We start from the raw sequence: 18,147 nt of genomic DNA, 5'->3' as shown, positions 1-18,147 counted from the left end.
AGCATCCTTTGCGCGTCTTCAGAGACGCGCGGCTCTGTAGACTTGCAAAGCACGAAATCGATCGGCATATATTGACATAAAGATATCTTTATGTGATTTGGACTGTCTGGTCTTACGACGTCAAGGAGCCCTCCCGTGTTTGACAATCTCTTTGGTCCGGAAACGGGCAAACGTGACGGCAGTGAAGTGTTCGCAGCTTTGAGGCAAGCCGCGAGCGAGCGCATCCTTGTTCTCGACGGCGCCATGGGCACGCAGATCCAGGGGCTCGGCTATGATGAAGACCAGTTTCGCGGAACGCGCTTCATCGGCTGCGCCTGTCATCAGAAGGGCAATAACGACCTTCTGATCCTGACCCAGCCCGATGCGATCGAAGAGATCCATTACAGATACGCCAAGGCCGGCGCCGATATTCTCGAGACCAACACCTTCTCCTCGACCCGCATCGCACAGGCCGATTACGAGATGGAAGGTGCGGTCTACGACCTCAACAAGGAAGGTGCCGAGATCGTGCGCCGGGCGGCACAGCGCGCCGAGCGCGAGGACGGCCGCCGCCGCTTCGTCGCCGGCGCCATCGGTCCGACCAACCGCACCGCCTCGATCTCACCCGACGTCAACAATCCCGGTTTTCGCGCCGTCACCTTCGACGATCTGCGTTCGGCCTATGGCGAGCAGATCGACGGGCTGATCGACGGCGGCGCCGACATCATCCTCATCGAGACGATCTTCGACACGCTGAACGCCAAGGCGGCGATCTTCGCCTGCGAGGAGCGCTTCGAGGCCAAGGGCGTGCGCCTGCCCGTGATGATCTCGGGCACGATCACCGACCTTTCCGGCCGCACGCTGTCCGGCCAGACGCCATCGGCCTTCTGGAACTCGGTGCGGCATGCCAATCCCTTTACGATCGGGCTCAACTGCGCGCTCGGCGCCAATGCGATGCGCCCGCATCTGCAGGAGCTTTCAGGTGTCGCCGACACCTTCATCTGCGCCTACCCGAATGCCGGCCTGCCGAACGAGTTCGGCCAGTATGACGAAACGCCGGAACTGATGGCGGCGCAGATCGACAGCTTCGCCCGCGAGGGCCTCGTCAACATCGTCGGCGGCTGCTGCGGCTCGACGCCCGAGCACATCAAGGCGATCGCCGAGACCGTCGCCAAGTATAAGCCACGGCCGATTCCCGAGCATCGCCCCTTCATGTCGCTGTCGGGGCTAGAACCCTTCGAACTGACCAAGGACATTCCCTTCGTCAATGTCGGCGAGCGCACCAACGTCACCGGCTCGGCCCGCTTCCGCAAGCTGATCACCAACGCCGATTTCACCGCAGCGCTCGATGTTGCGCGCGACCAGGTTGAGAACGGCGCGCAGGTGATCGACATCAACATGGACGAGGGGCTGATCGATTCCGAAAAGGCGATGGTCGAGTTCCTCAACCTGATCGCCGCCGAGCCTGACATCGCCCGTGTGCCCGTGATGATCGACTCGTCTAAGTTCTCGATCATCGAATCCGGCCTGAAGCGTGTCCAGGGTAAGCCGATTGTCAACTCGATCTCGCTTAAGGAAGGCGAGGAGAATTTCCTCGCCCAGGCGCGGCTGCTGCATAATTATGGTGCTGCCGTCGTCGTCATGGCCTTCGATGAGACGGGGCAGGCGGACAGCTACGAGCGCAAGGTGGATATCTGCACACGCGCCTATAAGCTGCTGACCGAAAAGATCGGCTACCCGCCCGAGGACATCATCTTCGATCCGAATATCTTCGCGGTCGCGACCGGCATCGAAGAGCACAATAATTACGGCGTCGACTTCATTGAGGCGACGCGGACGATCCGCGAGCGCATGCCGCTGGTGCATATTTCGGGCGGTGTCTCCAACCTGTCCTTCTCGTTCCGCGGCAACGAGCCGGTGCGCGAGGCGATGCACGCCGTGTTCCTCTACCACGCCATCCAGGCGGGCATGGACATGGGCATCGTCAATGCCGGCCAGCTTGCCGTCTACGACAACATCGATCCCGAACTGCGCGAGGCCTGCGAGGACGTGGTGCTGAACCGCCGGCCTGATGGCACCGAGCGGCTGCTCGAAGTGGCGGAGAAATTCCGTGGCGGCGCGGCACGCGAAGGCCGCGTCCAGGATCTCTCCTGGCGCGAATGGAGCGTCGAGAAGCGTCTCGAACACGCGTTGGTCAACGGCATCACCGAATATATCGAGGCCGATACCGAAGAGGCGCGCCTTCAGGCCGCGCGGCCGCTGCACGTCATCGAAGGGCCGCTGATGGCCGGCATGAACGTCGTCGGCGATCTGTTCGGCTCGGGCAAGATGTTCCTGCCACAGGTGGTCAAGTCGGCGCGCGTGATGAAGCAGGCGGTCGCCGTGCTGCTGCCCTATATGGAAGAAGAAAAACGCCTCAACGGCGGCGATCAGCGCAAGACGGCAGGCAAGATCCTGATGGCGACGGTCAAGGGCGACGTGCACGATATCGGCAAGAACATCGTCGGCGTCGTGCTCGCCTGCAACAATTACGAGATCGTCGACCTCGGCGTCATGGTGCCGGCGACGAAGATTCTCGAGACGGCCATTGCCGAGAAGGTCGACGTCATCGGCCTCTCCGGCCTGATCACGCCGTCACTCGACGAGATGGTGCATGTCGCCGCCGAGATGGAGCGCCAGGGCTTCGAGATCCCGCTATTGATCGGCGGGGCAACGACCAGTCGCGTGCATACGGCCGTGAAGATCCATCCGGGCTACAACAAGGGGCAAACGGTCTACGTCACCGATGCCAGTCGCGCCGTCGGCGTCGTCTCGGCACTGCTCTCGCCGGAAACGCGCCAGAGCTATGTCGACGATGTAAGAGCCGAATATGCCAAGGTGGCGGCTGCCCATGCGCGCAGCGAGGCCGAGAAGGTGCGCCTGCCGTTGCCGCGGGCTCGCGAGAACGCACATAAGATCGACTGGTCGGCCTACCAGCCGACCAAGCCGCAATTCTTCGGCACGCGTGTGTTCGAGGACTACGATCTGGCCGAGCTTGCCAAATACATCGACTGGACGCCGTTCTTCCAGACCTGGGAGTTGCGCGGCCGTTACCCTGCCATTCTCGAGGATGAGAAGCAGGGTGAGGCAGCGCGCGCGCTCTGGGTCGATGCGCAGGCCATGCTCAAGAAGATCATCGACGAGAAGTGGTTCCGCCCGCGCGCCGTCATCGGTTTCTGGCCGGCAGGCGCCATTGGCGACGATATCCGGCTGTTCACGGACGAGAGCCGGAAACAGGAGCTTGCCACCTTCTACACGTTGCGCCAGCAGCTTTCCAAGCGGGACGGGCGGCCGAACGTTGCGCTTTCCGACTTCGTGGCGCCTATCGCAAGCGGTGTTGAGGACTATGTCGGCGGCTTCGTGGTGACGGCCGGCATCGAGGAAATCGCCATCGCCGAACGTTTCGAACGGGCGAACGACGATTATTCCTCGATCCTGGTCAAGGCGCTGGCCGACCGCTTCGCCGAAGCTTTTGCCGAGCGCATGCATGAGCGGGTGCGACGCGAATACTGGGGCTATGCCAAGGACGAGACGCTCAGCAAAGAGGATCTCATCACCGAAGCCTATGCCGGCATTCGCCCGGCGCCCGGTTATCCCGCTCAACCCGACCACACCGAAAAGGCAACGTTGTTCAAACTACTCGACGCTGAAAAAGCGGCCGGCGTGAAGCTGACGGAGAGTTATGCGATGTGGCCGGGTTCCTCGGTCTCCGGCCTCTACATCGGCCATCCCGACTCCTATTATTTCGGCGTCGCCAAGGTGGAGCGCGATCAAGTTGAGGATTATGCGGCGCGCAAGCAGATGGCGGTGTCTGAAGTCGAGCGCTGGCTCGGGCCGGTGCTGAACTACGTGCCGCGCAAGGCAGAAACCGAGATCGAGGATGCGGCGTAACCAGCTGTTTGGCGTCGTCGGCTGATAAAGTGATTCAAGAAATGATGAAGCCGGAAAGTGATTCACTTTTCCGGCTTCATGCTTTTGAAAATAAAGAAGATTTTTCTTTTGAGTGGATGATGTCGGCTTTGCGTTCAAGTCATCGCGATCGTCAGCTCCGCGACAAAGTCATAAGCATCGCCGCGATAAAGCGAGCGGGTGAATTCGACGGCGCGGCCGGAGCCGAGATAGGAGATACGCTCGATCGACAGGCCGGCCGCACCCGCGGAGACGCCGAGAAGCTGGGCGTCGGCTTCCTTCATATTGGTTGCCGAGATGCGCTGCACGGCGCGCACGGGTCGAACTTGGAGGCGTTCGAGTTCGGCATAGAGCGAATTGGTGACGGCCGAGGGATCGGGGAGGAATTCGCCGGAGACGCTGGCGTTCTCGATCGCCAGCGGCTGGTCGTCGGCGATGCGCAGGCGGGAGAGGCGCGAAACCTTGACGTCGGTACCGAGGCCAAGGATCATCATCTCGTCGGGCGAGGGGGTGTGGATGCCCTTGTGCAGCCATTCGGAGCGGGAGGACATGCCGCGGCGCGCCATATCCTCAGTAAAGGAGGTGAGCTGCGACAGGCGTTGCTCGACCTTGGAGACCGGCTTGGCGACGAAGGTGCCCGAGCCGTGGCGGCGCACCAGCAGTCCGTCGGCGACAAGATCGTCGATAGCCTTTCGCACGGTGACGCGGCTGACGGCGGCGAATTCGGCGATGTCGCGTTCCGGCGGCAGCGCATCGCCGTGGCCGAGCGTGCCGGTGCGCACGGCCTCTTCGAGCATGCGGCGCAGCTTGACGTAGAGCGGGCCGGTGCCGGCAGCCTGCAAGCGCTCCAGGGACAGGATGGTAGCGAGGTCGTCGCTCATGCCGCACCTCTCTGCCTGTTGTTCAGGAGCTTCACCGCAAGTTCCACCGCGCCGTGCAAGGCATCGTTCTTCGGTCTGGCGAGCAGCGGCCTGTAGCGTTCGGAAAGCCAGGGTTCATAGGCTTCGGCAAGACCTCCGAGCAGGCAGATCGACGGGCATTCGGGCCAGAGCAGCGCATCGAGGCTTTCGCCGATCGCTGTTGCGGCATCCGTGACGATGCCAACTGCAACGGCATCGTTCTTGGCCGCATGTTCGAAGACGATCGGCGCGTAACGGGCAAAATCCTTCGGTCTTGCCGAATGCGCGAATTCGACGATGCGCTCGGGATCGTTGCCGTATTCGGTCATGACCACGTCGGTGATCGGCGATGCAGGGCGCACTCTGTCATGGGCGAGCAGCGATCGTTCCAGGAGGTCGCGACCGAGGCGGGCACCGCTTGCCTGGTCGCCGACGACGAAACCCCAGCCACCTATGCCGTTCAGCCGCCCATCCCTACGGGCATTATAGACCGAACCGGTGCCGAAAGCGCCGACGATACCGTCTGCGTCGCCGAGCGCGCCCTGCAGGGCGATCAACGCATCGGTGACGACGCGGCCTTCGGTGAAGGGCAGGGCCTTTTCGATTCGTCTGCCATAATCGCCGACATTGGCACCGGCGACGCCGACGACGGCTGCGACGGAGGAAATGGTTTCAGCGGCAAGCCCGGCATCGCCTAGCGCCTGCCGGGCGGATTCAACGATATTGAGAAGAGAGTTTTCGAGATCCGACAGGATGTTGGCAGCGCCGGCCTTGCCGCGGCCGATGATATTGCCGCTCCTGTCCGCGACCGCGGCCCGGCAGCTCGTTCCGCCGCCGTCTATGCCGATTGCAAGCTCCGTCATCGGGCCTCCGAATATGCCGTTCCCTATGTTTTTTAATACAATACCAAAAAAATACCATTTACCAAGTGGGAATGACGTAGAAAATCAATCTTTTTATCATATTGATTTTGCTTGTTTAAATTTTTTAATGAGTTTTATTAGGCCGAAAAGTTAATTTCGGCTGGACAATTGGTATTTTGTTGGCATTAATTCGGCAAAAGGGAACAGCACTTCGAAGCCCACGAAAACCGGCAGTTAAGTCAAGCCGGAACCGCTTCGAGGATGATCGAGAGAACGACCCCCGGCCCATCAAGCTGGGGGCGAATTCGGGCATCCATCGGCTTTCCCCATCATTTCGCCGCTCCCGGTGCAGCCGCCGGGAAGGCGCGCAGTTCGGCCGCAGGCGATCCGCCTTCGTGTCCGTCGAGCTTTCGGGACCGGCAGTGCTGGCGGTCCTCCAAGGGGCGTTGGGTGTTGCCTCAGACACACCAATTGCTTGTTTCAGATCGAAAACAGCGCCTCGCGGCGCTTAAAACAGGAGAGGGAAATGAAAAACACTGCTCTGAAAAGCCTGCTGCTTGCCTCCAGTCTGCTGAGTTCAGCGGGTCTCGTCCACGCCGCCGACGTCACGCTGACGGTCGAAAGCTGGCGTAACGACGACCTGCAGATCTGGCAGGAAAAGATCATCCCGGCTTTCGAAGCCAAGAACCCGGGCATCAAGATCGTTTTCTCGCCGACCGCGCCGACCGAATACAACGCCTCGCTGAATGCCAAGCTCGATGCAGGCTCCGCAGGCGATATCATCACCTGCCGTCCGTTCGACGCTTCGCTCGAACTCTTCAACAAGAAGCAACTCGTCGACATCACCAGCCTGCCTGGTATGGAGAATTTCTCGCCGGTCGCCAAGGCTGCCTGGAGCACCGACGACGGCAAGTCGACCTTCTGCGTGCCGATGGCTTCTGTCATCCACGGCTTCATCTACAACAAGGATGCCTTCGACAAGCTCGGCATCTCGGTGCCGAAGACCCAGGATGAGTTCTACGCAGCGCTCGACAAGATCAAGGCCGACGGCACCTACATCCCGCTCGCCATGGGCACGAAGGACCTCTGGGAAGCCGCTACCATGGGCTACCAGAACATCGGCCCGAACTACTGGAAGGGTGAGGACGGCCGCGCCGCCCTGATCGCCGGCAAGCAAAAGCTGACCGATGCCGACTGGGTCAAGCCCTATGAAGAGCTTGCCAAGTGGAAGCCCTATCTCGGCGACGGTTTCGAAGCCCAGACCTACTCCGACAGCCAGAACCTGTTCACGCTCGGTCGTGCCGCGATCTATCCGGCCGGCTCGTGGGAAATCTCGCTGTTCAACAGCCAGGCCCAGTTCAAGATGGGCGCCTTTCCGCCGCCGGTTCCGAAGGCAGGCGACACGGGCTACATCTCCGACCATCCGGATATCGGTGTTGCCCTGAACGCAAAGAGCACGCATGCCGAGGAAGCCAAGAAGTTCCTCAGCTGGGTCGCTTCGCCGGAGTTCGCCGATATCTATGCCAACTCGCTGCCGGGCTTCTTCAGCCTGAATTCCAACCCGGTCAAGATGTCCGATCCGCTCGCTCAGGAATTCGTTTCCTGGCGCGGCCCGTACAAGTCGACGGTGCGCTCGACCTACCAGATCCTGTCACGTGGCACGCCGAACCTCGAAAACGAGACCTGGGTCGAATCGGCCAATGTGATCAACGGCACGGATACGCCTGCGGTTGCTGCCGAAAAGCTCCAGAAGGGCCTCGACAGCTGGTTCAAGCCGGCCAAGTGATGTGATCAGGGGCGGCGTTTGCAGCCCCTCATCCGGCCTGCCGGCCACCTTCTCCCCGCTCGCGGGGAGAAGGAGACTCGCAGCGACCTCCCAGCTCGATAGCATCTCAACAGGGCGTGTTCCCTCTCTTCCCAGGTGGCAGAGAGTTAGGGTGAGGCGCAACGTTTCCACCTGTGCTGCCCTTGCAGCCAGTCGACAAGAACAGGCAAAAGCCAATGAGCGAAACCGACAACGCGGCTGATATCGTCCCGATCAAGCGCCCGGTGCGCTGGCACATTTTCGTCTTCATGTTGCCCGCCCTGATCGTCTATTCCGCGGTCATGGTGCTGCCGCTCATCGAAACTCTTCGGCTGTCGCTCTACAATACGGTCGACGGGCAGCCTGCCTTCGTTGGACTGGCGAATTTCAAAGTGCTGTTCGGCGATGCGCGCTGGGCGCGCGATTTCTGGAATGCCCTTGTCAATAATCTGATCTTCTTTGCCATCCACATGTGCGTGCAGAACCCGATCGGCGTGGCGCTTGCCGCCCTGCTTTCGGTGCCGAAGTTGCGCGGGGTTGCCTTCTATCGCACGGCGATGTTCCTGCCGACTCTGCTGTCCTTCGTCATTGTCGGTTTCATCTGGAAGCTCATCCTTTCACCGATCTGGGGCGTGGCGCCCTGGATGCTCGATCTTATCGGGTTGAAATTCCTGTTCGCCCCGTGGCTCGGCAAGTCCGGTTCGGCGCTGATTGCGGTATCGCTGATCTCGAACTGGCAATATATCGGCATTCCGATGATGCTGATCTATGCGGCACTGCTCAGCATCCCCGAAGAGGTGATCGAGGCGGCCGAATGCGACGGCATCACCGGCTGGGCCCAATTCTGGAAGATCAAGCTGCCGCTCATCCTGCCGGCGATCGGCATCATCTCGATCCTGACCTTCGTCGGCAATTTTAACGCCTTCGACCTCATCTATACAGTGCAGGGCGCTCTCGCCGGGCCTGACATGTCGACCGACATTCTCGGCACGCTGCTCTACCGCACCTTCTTCGGTTTCCAACTTCAGCTCGGCGACCGCTCGATGGGTGCGACGATCGCTACGGTGATGTTCCTCATCATCCTCGCCGGCGTCTCGCTTTATCTGTTCGTCATCCAGCGGCGCATGCGTCGCTACCAGTTCTGAGGAGCGCGCATGTCCAAGGCACGCACATCTCCCATCCGCACCGGCCTCGTGCATCTGGCGCTCAGCGCCTATACGCTGGTCGCGCTGTTTCCGGTGTTTCTGACCATCATCAACTCGTTCAAGGATCGCGCCTCGATCTTCCGCGAACCGCTGATGATCCCGACGCCGTCGACCTTCAGCCTCGTCGGCTATCAGACGGTACTGGGGCAAGGCGATTTCGCCATCTATTTCCAGAACAGCTTCATCGTCACGATCGTCTCGATCCTGCTGGTGCTGCTCTTCGGCGCCATGGCCGCCTTTGCGCTTTCCGAATACCGTTTCCGCGGCAATATGCTGCTTGGGCTCTACATGGCGATCGGCATCATGATCCCGATCCGCCTCGGCACCGTGGCGATCCTTCAGGGCATGGTGGCGGCCGGCCTCGTCAATACGCTGACGGCGCTGATCCTCGTCTATACCGCGCAAGGCATACCGCTGGCGATCTTCATCCTGTCGGAATTCATGCGCACGGTGTCGGACGATCTGAAGAATGCCGGGCGCATCGACGGGCTTTCCGAATATGCGATCTTCTTCCGCCTGGTGCTGCCGCTGGTGCGCCCGGCCATGGCGACGGTCGCCGTCTTCACGATGATCCCGATCTGGAACGATCTCTGGTTCCCGCTGATCCTGGCGCCCTCCGAGGCCACCAAGACGGTGACGCTCGGCTCGCAGATCTTCATCGGCCAGTTCGTCACCAATTGGAATGCGGTGCTGGCGGCGCTGTCGCTGGCGATCCTGCCGATCCTCGTCCTCTACGTCATCTTCTCGCGGCAACTGATCCGCGGCATCACGTCAGGAGCCGTCAAGTGACCGAAAAACCGATCCGCGTCCTCGTTGCCGGCCTCGGCAACATGGGCCGCAGCCATGCGCTCGCCTATCACAACAATCCGGGCTTTGAGATCGTCGGTCTCGTCAACCGCTCGACGCCGCAATTGGAGCCCGAGCTGCAGGGCTATACGATCCATCCCGACTTCACGACGGCGTTGGCCGAGCTGAAACCGGACCTCTGCTCGATCAACACCTATTCTGACAGCCATGCCGATTATGCCGTCGCCGCCTTCGAGGCCGGCTGCGACGTCTTCGTTGAAAAGCCACTGGCGACCACCGTCGCCGATGCCGAGCGCGTCGTTGCTGCGGCTGGGAAGGCCGGGCGCAAGCTGGTGATCGGTTATATCCTTCGCCATCACCCCTCCTGGATGAAGCTGATCGAAGAGGCGCGCAAGCTCGGCCCGCCTTACGTCTTCCGCATGAACCTCAACCAGCAGTCCAGCGGCCCGACCTGGGCGACGCATAAGTCTCTGATGCGCACGACCTCGCCGATTGTCGATTGCGGTGTGCATTATGTCGACGTCATGTGCCAGATCACTGACGCGAGGGCCGTCGAGGTGCGCGGCATGGGGCTGCGCATGTCCCACGAGATCGCTGCCGACATGTATAATTACGGTCACCTCCAGGTGCTGTTCGAGGATGGTTCCGTCGGCTGGTACGAGGCTGGCTGGGGTCCGATGATTTCGGAAACCGCCTTCTTCGTGAAGGATGTGATGTCGCCGAAGGGCGCCGTGTCGATCGTCATGGATCCGAACGCCAAGTCCGACGATATAGACACGCACACCAAGACCTCGGTGATCCGGCTGCACACGGCAGAGACCGGGCCTGACGGCAAGTTCATTCGGCCCGACCAGGACATGACGATGGAAGGCGAACCCGGCCATCAGGAACTCTGCGACCTGGAACAGGCCTTCATGCTGAGGGCGATCCGCGAGGATATGGACCTCGACCGCCATATGGCGGATGCGGTGGCGTCGCTGCGCATCTGCCTTGCCGCCGACGAGAGCGTGCGTACCGGCCAGCCGGTCAGATTGTAAGGGAAAGACAGTGGGATCGCTTCAACTCAAATCCATCCGCAAGACCTATGGCACGCATGAAGTGCTGAAAGGCATCGACCTCGAGGTCAAGGACGGCGAATTCGTCATCTTCGTCGGGCCGTCGGGCTGCGGGAAATCGACGCTGCTGCGCAGCATTGCAGGCCTCGAAGACGTCACGTCAGGCGCCGTTATCATCAATGGCCGCGACGAGACGCTGACGCCGCCGGCCAAGCGCGGCATCGCCATGGTGTTTCAGTCCTACGCGCTCTATCCGCATCTGACGGTCAAGGACAATATGGGGCTCGGGCTCAAGCAGGCCGGCACCGCCAAGGATGAGATCGAAAGGCGTGTCGGCAAGGCATCCGGCATGCTGTCGCTGGAACCCTATCTGGCGCGGCGGCCGGCCGAGCTCTCCGGCGGCCAGCGCCAGCGCGTCGCCATCGGCCGTGCTATCGTGCGCGAGCCGGAACTCTTCCTGTTCGATGAACCGCTGTCGAACCTCGATGCGGCGCTGCGCGTCCAGACCCGCCTCGAAATCGCCCGGCTGCACCGCAGCCTGAAGGCGACGATGATCTATGTCACGCACGACCAGGTCGAGGCGATGACGCTTGCCGACAAGATCGTCGTCTTGAATGCCGGCGCGATCGAGCAGATCGGTTCGCCGATGGAACTCTACAAACGACCGGCCAATGTCTTCGTTGCCGGCTTCATCGGCTCCCCGCAGATGAATTTCATCGCGGCCGAGAAGGTCGGCGATCACAGCGCCAAGACGATCGGCGTGCGTCCCGAACACCTGACGTTGTCGCGCGAACAGGGGACTTGGGCTGCAAAGGTCGTGCATGTCGAGCATCTCGGCGCCGACACGATCATCTATCTGGAATCCGACCAATGCGGCCTGTTGACCGCGCGTCTTTTCGGCGAACACCAATATGAGCCGGACGAGATCGTCTATGCGACGCCTGACCAGGCGCATGTGCACCGCTTCGATGTCGACGACCAGGCGATCCGATAAGCGCATGACTGAACGAAAAAGTCCCGCCAGCCTGCTGGCGGGGTTTTTCATTTCCCGCCGTGCGCGGGTTTGATCAGCCGAGTACGGGCCGCATGAAGCTGCGTTCATAGCTGACGATACTGCGGTTGCATTTGTCGAGTTCGAAAGCCGCCTGACATTCCGGATCGCTTGCCATGCGTGTGCGATAGTCCTCGTAGGCGGCAAGGCTCGGGAAGGAAAACAGCGCAACGGCAATATTGTTGGCGCCTTCGGACGGCAGGAAATAACCGTGATGGGTGCCGCCCATCCTGTTGACGATCGGGATCCAGAGCCGGGCATATTCTTCGAATTCGGCAAGCTTATACGGATCAATCACATAACGCAGGTGGCAGGTAATCATTGACATATCCCATCGACTAAAATGCCGGGCGGAGGGCTGCTCAGCAGATTTGGTTTGCTCAACTTCTGGCGCTGACCTCGGAGAGTTCAAGTGCTTTGCGGTGATGGCTGCATCACGTTTGCTGACAGGTCGGACGAGCTGAAATGAAAAAAGGCGCCGTTTTGCAGCGCCTTTTGTCTCAGAGGTATTGGCGAAATCAGTCGCGGATGATGAGCAGGTCGGCTGCCATGAAGCGCAGCGTTACCGTTTCGCCGGCCTGTGGCGGGGTGGTGCCCGGGCTGTTGAACATGTCGAAGGAGATGACGTTGCCGCCGACATTCATGCGGGTGCGGATGACCGACCCCAGAAAATGGGCCGAAACGACCTGACCGGTCAGCGCCGTGTCGCTTTTGACGCTGTCGGAGAGGGAGCCGGCTTCCGGACGCAGCGCCAGCGAAATGGTTTCGCCGGCCTTGTGGGCCGCGACCGACTGCTTCAGCGTTATGCCCTGATCGCCGATCTGGATGCGGTTGGTATCGGGATCGACGACCTTGGCCTCGATGAGGTTCAGCGTGCCGACGAAGGAGGCGACGAAGCGCGTCGCCGGCGTATTGTAGATCTCGAAGGGCGAACCGATCTGGTCGGCCTTGCCGGCATTCATGACGACGATGCGGTCGGAGATCGACAGGGCTTCTTCCTGATCATGGGTGACGAAGACTGTGGTGATGCCGAGTTGCTGCTGGATCTGGCGGATTTCCTCGCGCAGCGACACGCGGATCTTGGCGTCGAGTGCGGAGAGCGGCTCGTCGAGCAGCAGCACCTGCGGCTTGACAGCAAGCGCACGAGCAAGGGCGACACGCTGCTGCTGGCCGCCCGACATCTGGTAGGGGAAGCGGTCGGCGAGGTGATCAAGCTTGATCAGGCCGAGCATTTCCTTGACGCGGGCGTCGATTTCAGGTTTTGGGGCGCCGGCGACCTTGAGACCGAAGGCGACGTTGTCGTGTACCGTCATGTTGGGGAACAGCGCGTAGGCCTGGAACACCATGCCGATATTGCGCTGGTTCGGCTTCAGCGCGCTTTGGTCCTTGCCGTTGATGGTCAGCGTGCCGCCGGTCGGCGTTTCGAAGCCGGCGATCATGCGCAGGACGGTCGTCTTGCCGCAGCCCGACGGTCCGAGGAAGGAGACGAACTCACCCTTCTCGATCGTCATGTTGAAGTTCTTGACGACCTGAACCGGGCCGAAGGATTTCTGAATGTTGGTCAGCGTGAGAAAAGACATGAGCCAGATACCTTAAGCCTTTGCCGGGGCGGCTTTGCCGAAGCGGGAAACGAGATTGAGCAGGCCCATGCTGAGCCAGGTGATCGAGAAGGCGATGACGGCAAGCGCCGAAGGCTCATAGGCCTTGTTGGCGCCGACGAGCTGCAGGTAGGGACCGAAGGCCGGACGGTTCAAAAGTGCGGCAAAGGTGAATTCGCCCATGACGATCGCGAGCGTGATGAAAGCGCCTGAGAGCACGCCGCTCATGACATTCGGGAAAATGCACTTGAACATGATGGTTGTCCATCGGGCTCCGAGGCTTTCGGCCGCTTCCGTCAGCGTGCGGACGTCGATGGCGCGCATGGCGGTATCGACGGCGCGGTACATATAGGGCAGGGACAGGGTGATATAGGAGAAGACCAGCAGGATGTTGGTGCCGGTCGTCGAACCCGTCAGCGGCAGGTAGGACGAAGAATTATACATCCTGAGGTATCCGAAGACGATGACGATCGCCGGAATGACAAGCGGCAGCAACGTGATGAATTCGACGACCGGACGCATCTGCGGCAGCCGCAGCCGCACCCAATAGGCCGTCGGCACGACGAGCAGCATGCCGAAGACGATGGTGAGCAGCGCCATCAGCATCGAATAGCCGAAGGTCTCCCGGAACTGAATGTCGGAGAAGACCGACTCATAAGCATCGAGGCTGTATTCGCCGCGGCGCATGCGCAATGAAAACTCGATTGTGCCGATCAACGGGATGACGAAATAGGATGCACCTAGAATGACGGCGATCCAGGCTCCGAGACGCTGAGCTTTCATTTCTGCCACCGTTCTGCGCGCATGCGCAGCATGAGGTAAAGGACGTTGGAGACGCCGGTGATGACGATCATGCCGAGCGCGATGGCGTAACCGAGGTTGGCATTGTGCAGAACGTCGCCGCGAATCTGCGCATAGAGGAGGATCGGCACGATGTTCAGCGAGCTGCCGGTCAGCGCGAAAGCGGTGGCAATGGCGCCGAAAGCGTTGGCGAAGAGCAACAGCGTTGTGCCGAGCAGGCTCGGCCAGAGAATTGGCAGCGCGACCATCGTCCAGTACTGGCGGTTGGTGGCGCCAAGGATTTGCGAGGCTTCGCGCCATTCCTTCTTCATGCCGTCGAGGGCCGGCGTCAGAATCAGCACCATCAGCGGGATCTGGAAATACATGTAGGTGATGGTGAGGCCGAAGAAGGACAGCAAATTAAAGCCGGTGCCGTAGAGATTGAAACCGAACCATTCACGCAGGAAAATCGTCACAAGCCCGGTGCGGCCGAGCGTTGCGAGAAAGGCGAAGGCGAGCGGCACGCCGGCAAAATTCGAGGCGACGCCGGAGAAGGTCAGCAGCGTCGAGCGCACGGAGGCGGGCAGGCCGCCGAGCACGACGGCCCAGGCGAGGAAGAAGCCGATTAGCGCACCGCCCAGAGCCGACGCCACCGACACACGGATACTGATCGAGTAGGCGCTCATGATGGATGGGGTAAAGAGATCACCGATATTCTTCAGCGTCAAATCGCCCTCGGGCGTCAGGAATGCGCCCGCCACAAGATAAAGCGTGGGGATGATCAGGAACAGCAGAGAGAAAATGATGAATGGTGCAATGCCCAGCCAGTCGATCACGCGATCTCTGTTGATCAAGGGGGCACTGCGCACCATAGGCGTCGAAACGGTGCTCATGGAAAAGCTCATCCTGGGGCGTCGGAGTGAGAAAGCCTCCCCGCCTTGCGGCGGGGAGGCAGGATCAGAGATTACTTGACGGCGGCGCCGACGACGGAATCCCAGTTCTTGGTGATGGCTTCCTTGCCAGCGGACTGTTCTTCGAGCGTCGGGAAGACAGCCTTTTCATAGGCTGCAGCCGGCGGCAGCTTGTCGAGCAGTTCCTTCGGGATCTTGTTGTTCTTGGCAAGATCGTTGAAGCGGATCGGGTGGCAATAGCCCTTCAGCCAGCCGAGCTGACCTTCGTCGGAATAGAGGTATTCCATCCAGAGCTTCGCAGCGTTCGGGTGCGGAGCGAAGGCGGAAATCGCCTGGACGTAGACGCCGGCAACGACGCCTGTCTTCGGAACGACGACCTCGAACGGAGGATTGCCCTTCAGGCTTTCGCCCCAGGAGAGGGCGTTGTAATCCCAGGCAATGATGATCGGCGTGGAGCCCTGGGCGAACGGAGCCGCCTTGCCGACGACCGGCACGAAATTGCCGTTCTTGTTCAATTCGGCGAAGAACTTCAGGCCTTCTTCGCCTGCCTTGGCCGCGTCACCGCCGGATGCGGAAAGACCAGCGGCATAGACGCCCTGGACAGCCTGGTTGGCGGCGCGCGGATCGCCCGCGAGGGCGACGCTGTTTGCGTAGTCGCTCTTCTTCAGATCGGCCCAATCGGCCGGCGATTCCTTGACGAGATCCTTATTCACCAGGAATGAGAGAACGCCGTAATAATCGCCGTACCAGTAGCCTTCGGCATCCTTGGCGGTATCCGGGATGGAGTCCCAGGTGGAGACCTTGTAAGGCTGGATCAGGCCGTCTTTCTTTGCAGACGGGCCGAAAGAGAGGCCGACGTCGATGACGTCAGGAGCCTGCGGGCCGGTGTTGCCCTTGTTGGCCTTGATGGCTTCAACTTCATCGCCCGAACCCGCATCCGGGTTGAGCTCGTTGACCTCGAGGCCATACTTGGCCTTGAAGCCGGCAATGACCTCGCCGTAGCCGCACCAGTCGTGCGGAAGAGCGATCGTCGTCAGGGTGCCTTCCTTCTTGGCGGCGGCGATAAGTTCAGCGCTCGGCTCGGCAGCGGCAATCGCGGTCGAAGCCACGATCATCGCAGTAGAAAGCGACAGAAGTCGAGAAATGTTAGAGATCACTGTTGTTCTCCTTCGGGTTTTCAGTGTCTGGCGATGCTGTTAATGAGATTACATGAAGCTTGTGTGACAGTTGGATGACGTTAATTCTGCTGTGAATAGCGGGGGTTGTGACAAATGTTTTATTTGCGACAACGCCGACTGTTTCCGCGAAAAATCCGTCATTGTTTTTCTTTGTTTTAGTCTTGTCCTCCTAACCCGGTTTGCGGAAAAGCCTGGTCTGCTCGAACAGGCCTTCCAGTGTCTTCATGCGCTCCTTCGTCTCGTCCCAGGTCGAATTCTGAACGGCTTCGATCAGCGCTTCGACAATGAACAGTGTAACGACGGAAGAATCCCAGGCCGACGGCGCCTCGATCCGGACGCGAAAAGCATGCCTGGCGAGCTTGGCGGCCGGTGAGCCCCACTGGTCGGTGAAGACGATGATTTCGGCGCCGCGCTTGCGGGCGGCGGTCACAAGGCTCACCATGTCCTGCTCATAGCGGCGGATGTCGAAGATGATCAGGATGTCGCCGGCATTCATGTTGAGGACATATTGCGGCCAGCTGCTGGAATTCGACGAGAGCAGCGTCGTTGCCGGCCGGATGACCTGCATATGGGTGAAAAAATATTCGGCAAGCGCGCCGGTGATGCGGCCGCCGACGAAATAAAGGCCGCGCTTGCGGTCGGAAAGCAGCGCGGCGACGCTGTCGAAAGTCGCGGTGTCGAGATCGGTCAGCGTCTGGCGCAGATTGCCCATGATGGCATCGGCGAAACGGTTGAGAATATGGGTGCCCGGCGCATTTTGCGCCCAGCGGTCGTGCTTGGCGATGGGGTTCGAGATCGTCGCCTCGACTTCCTGATGCAGATGCGCCTGAAAGTCCGGATAGCCCTTGAAGCCGAGCTTCTGCACCATGCGCACGACGGTCGGCGTCGAGACGCCCGCATTCTCGGCAATCGTCGTGATGCTGCCGAGGCCGGAAACCGGATAATTGTCGAGAAGGCTTTCGGCCAACTGTTTCTCGGCGCGCGTCAACACCCCCAAATGCGAGTGTATAACGTCCGAAACCGTCTTCGACGCAACTGTCACGTAACTATGCTCCCCGGGATGGTCTAGCGCCACTTTCCCACTCAAAGTTAACAACGCTGTCATAATCCATGTCAACCACTGTCATGAAAAGAAATTTTCAGTGGATGCTTGACACCGGCTGAAACCTGAAGAATTCTTTTCTTCATCAAGAATTTGTTAAGGGATAGGAGTGGCGCCTTTGGTGCTGGCCCGGCCGAAAATCCTCAGTGAAGCGGACGGTGACTGCGTCGGGATCGAGCGTATCCACGGCCGGAGCCCGGTGCTTCTCATCTGCGAGCACGCTTCGAATGCGCTTCCAGCCGTTTTCGGCAATCTCGGCCTGCCCAGCGAAGCGCTCTCCAGTCACATTGCCTGGGACCCGGGCGCGCTTGCGGTCGCCCGCAACATATCGGAAGCGCTCGACGCGACGCTCGTTTACCAGCGGTTCTCCCGGCTTATCTACGACTGCAACCGGCCGCCCAATTCACCCGGCGCCATGCCGGAGACCAGCGAGATCTACGCCATTCCCGGCAACAAGGATTTGAGCCCCGAAGAACGGCTTGCGCGCACCGACTCGCTCTACGTGCCTTTCCACGACGCCATTCGCGGGCTGATCCGCGATCGCCGGGCGAGGGGGCAGGACAGCATCATCGTGACGATGCACAGCTTCACGCCGGTCTATCATGGCCGCGAACGCGCCGTCGAACTCGGCATATTGCACGATGAGGACAGCCGGCTTGCCGACCGTATGCTGGAGGCTGCGGCCGAGGCGCCGCTTTACAGGACAGAACGCAACGAGCCTTACGGGCCTGAGGATGGCGTGACCCACACGCTGATCCTGCACGGGCTTTCGAACGGCTTGCGCAATGTGATGATCGAGGTCCGCAATGACCTCATCGCAGACGATATCGGCCAAGGGGTCGTGGCCGACTATCTGAAAGGGCTGCTCCAGCAAAGCCTGGAAGCCTGACACAAAAAGAAGACCCGAGGGAGCAGTCTAACTGCGAACGTCCGTATGGCGAAAATGCCGCGGACAATTTGGCACTGA

General features: G+C 60.5%; 15 protein-coding genes. 7 read left to right on the top strand and 8 right to left on the bottom strand.

Features of this window, described 5'->3' with window-relative positions; all coding sequences use genetic code 11:
* Positions 1 to 135 precede the first annotated feature (135 nt).
* Positions 136 to 3,909: a methionine synthase gene (metH, locus tag RLCC275e_RS14630; RefSeq protein WP_033180995.1), complete on the top strand. Its 3,774-nt coding sequence runs from the start codon at positions 136 to 138 to the stop codon at positions 3,907 to 3,909.
* Positions 3,910 to 4,043: 134 nt separating this feature from the next.
* Here the strand turns inward: metH and RLCC275e_RS14625 are convergent, their stop codons facing one another.
* Together RLCC275e_RS14625 and RLCC275e_RS14620 are read right to left on the bottom strand one after the other, a co-directional pair.
* Entirely contained in the window at positions 4,044 to 4,808 is a 765-nt protein-coding gene (locus RLCC275e_RS14625) for a GntR family transcriptional regulator (RefSeq protein ID WP_003561129.1), read from the bottom strand.
* Positions 4,805 to 5,689 (bottom strand): glucosamine kinase nucleotide-binding domain-containing protein, encoded by an 885-nt coding sequence (locus RLCC275e_RS14620; protein ID WP_033180994.1) that lies wholly within the window; start codon positions 5,687 to 5,689, stop codon positions 4,805 to 4,807. The genes RLCC275e_RS14625 and RLCC275e_RS14620 overlap by 4 nt, the downstream gene beginning before the upstream one ends.
* Before the next feature lie 526 nt (positions 5,690 to 6,215).
* On the opposite strand from RLCC275e_RS14620, the gene RLCC275e_RS14615 reads away from it, so the two are divergent.
* The 5 genes from RLCC275e_RS14615 to RLCC275e_RS14595 all read left to right on the top strand — a co-directional run bounded on the left by RLCC275e_RS14615 (position 6,216) and on the right by RLCC275e_RS14595 (position 11,554).
* On the top strand, positions 6,216 to 7,475 hold the full coding sequence (locus RLCC275e_RS14615) for an ABC transporter substrate-binding protein (RefSeq protein WP_003561125.1): 1,260 nt from the start codon (positions 6,216 to 6,218) through the stop codon (positions 7,473 to 7,475).
* A gap of 215 nt (positions 7,476 to 7,690) precedes the next feature.
* A complete protein-coding gene (locus tag RLCC275e_RS14610) occupies positions 7,691 to 8,638 on the top strand; it encodes a carbohydrate ABC transporter permease (protein WP_003561123.1) in 948 nt (315 codons plus the stop codon).
* A gap of 9 nt (positions 8,639 to 8,647) precedes the next feature.
* Entirely contained in the window at positions 8,648 to 9,487 is an 840-nt protein-coding gene (locus RLCC275e_RS14605) for a carbohydrate ABC transporter permease (protein WP_003561122.1), read from the top strand.
* A 41-nt stretch (positions 9,488 to 9,528) separates the two neighbouring features.
* Positions 9,529 to 10,542 carry a Gfo/Idh/MocA family protein gene (locus tag RLCC275e_RS14600; protein ID WP_050516809.1) on the top strand — a complete coding sequence of 338 codons (1,014 nt, stop codon included), beginning with the start codon at positions 9,529 to 9,531 and terminating at the stop codon, positions 10,540 to 10,542.
* Positions 10,543 to 10,552: 10 nt separating this feature from the next.
* Positions 10,553 to 11,554, top strand: coding sequence for an ABC transporter ATP-binding protein (locus RLCC275e_RS14595; protein WP_003561117.1), 1,002 nt, complete (start codon positions 10,553 to 10,555; stop codon positions 11,552 to 11,554).
* Between the two features lie 73 nt (positions 11,555 to 11,627).
* On the opposite strand, the gene RLCC275e_RS14590 is transcribed toward RLCC275e_RS14595, so the two are convergent.
* The 6 genes from RLCC275e_RS14590 to RLCC275e_RS14565 all read right to left on the bottom strand — a co-directional run bounded on the left by RLCC275e_RS14590 (position 11,628) and on the right by RLCC275e_RS14565 (position 17,120).
* Positions 11,628 to 11,933 (bottom strand): NIPSNAP family protein, encoded by a 306-nt coding sequence (locus RLCC275e_RS14590; RefSeq protein ID WP_003561115.1) that lies wholly within the window; start codon positions 11,931 to 11,933, stop codon positions 11,628 to 11,630.
* 196 nt (positions 11,934 to 12,129) lie between these two features.
* The gene (locus RLCC275e_RS14585; protein WP_003561113.1) at positions 12,130 to 13,191 is read right to left on the bottom strand and encodes an ABC transporter ATP-binding protein; all 1,062 of its coding nucleotides are present in this window, start codon (positions 13,189 to 13,191) and stop codon (positions 12,130 to 12,132) included.
* Between the two features lie 12 nt (positions 13,192 to 13,203).
* Positions 13,204 to 13,992: an ABC transporter permease gene (locus RLCC275e_RS14580; RefSeq protein WP_003561111.1), complete on the bottom strand. Its 789-nt coding sequence runs from the start codon at positions 13,990 to 13,992 to the stop codon at positions 13,204 to 13,206.
* On the bottom strand, positions 13,989 to 14,882 hold the full coding sequence (locus tag RLCC275e_RS14575) for an ABC transporter permease (RefSeq protein ID WP_003561109.1): 894 nt from the start codon (positions 14,880 to 14,882) through the stop codon (positions 13,989 to 13,991). Before RLCC275e_RS14575 ends, RLCC275e_RS14580 begins: the two co-directional genes overlap by 4 nt.
* Positions 14,883 to 14,953: 71 nt before the next feature.
* Positions 14,954 to 16,057, bottom strand: a complete 1,104-nt coding sequence (locus RLCC275e_RS14570) for an ABC transporter substrate-binding protein (RefSeq protein WP_033180993.1) — start codon at positions 16,055 to 16,057, stop codon at positions 14,954 to 14,956.
* 190 nt (positions 16,058 to 16,247) lie between these two features.
* Positions 16,248 to 17,120 carry a MurR/RpiR family transcriptional regulator gene (locus RLCC275e_RS14565; RefSeq protein WP_033180992.1) on the bottom strand — a complete coding sequence of 291 codons (873 nt, stop codon included), beginning with the start codon at positions 17,118 to 17,120 and terminating at the stop codon, positions 16,248 to 16,250.
* A 178-nt stretch (positions 17,121 to 17,298) separates the two neighbouring features.
* Here RLCC275e_RS14565 and RLCC275e_RS14560 point away from each other — a divergent pair, with 178 nt between their 5' ends.
* Positions 17,299 to 18,069 carry an N-formylglutamate amidohydrolase gene (locus RLCC275e_RS14560; RefSeq protein WP_033180991.1) on the top strand — a complete coding sequence of 257 codons (771 nt, stop codon included), beginning with the start codon at positions 17,299 to 17,301 and terminating at the stop codon, positions 18,067 to 18,069.
* The last annotated feature ends 78 nt before the right edge of the window (positions 18,070 to 18,147 follow it).

The sequence above is a fragment of the Rhizobium brockwellii genome (assembly GCF_000769405.2).
GTDB classification, from domain to species: domain Bacteria; phylum Pseudomonadota; class Alphaproteobacteria; order Rhizobiales; family Rhizobiaceae; genus Rhizobium; species Rhizobium brockwellii.
This window is presented reverse-complemented; position numbering and strand designations above follow the sequence as displayed.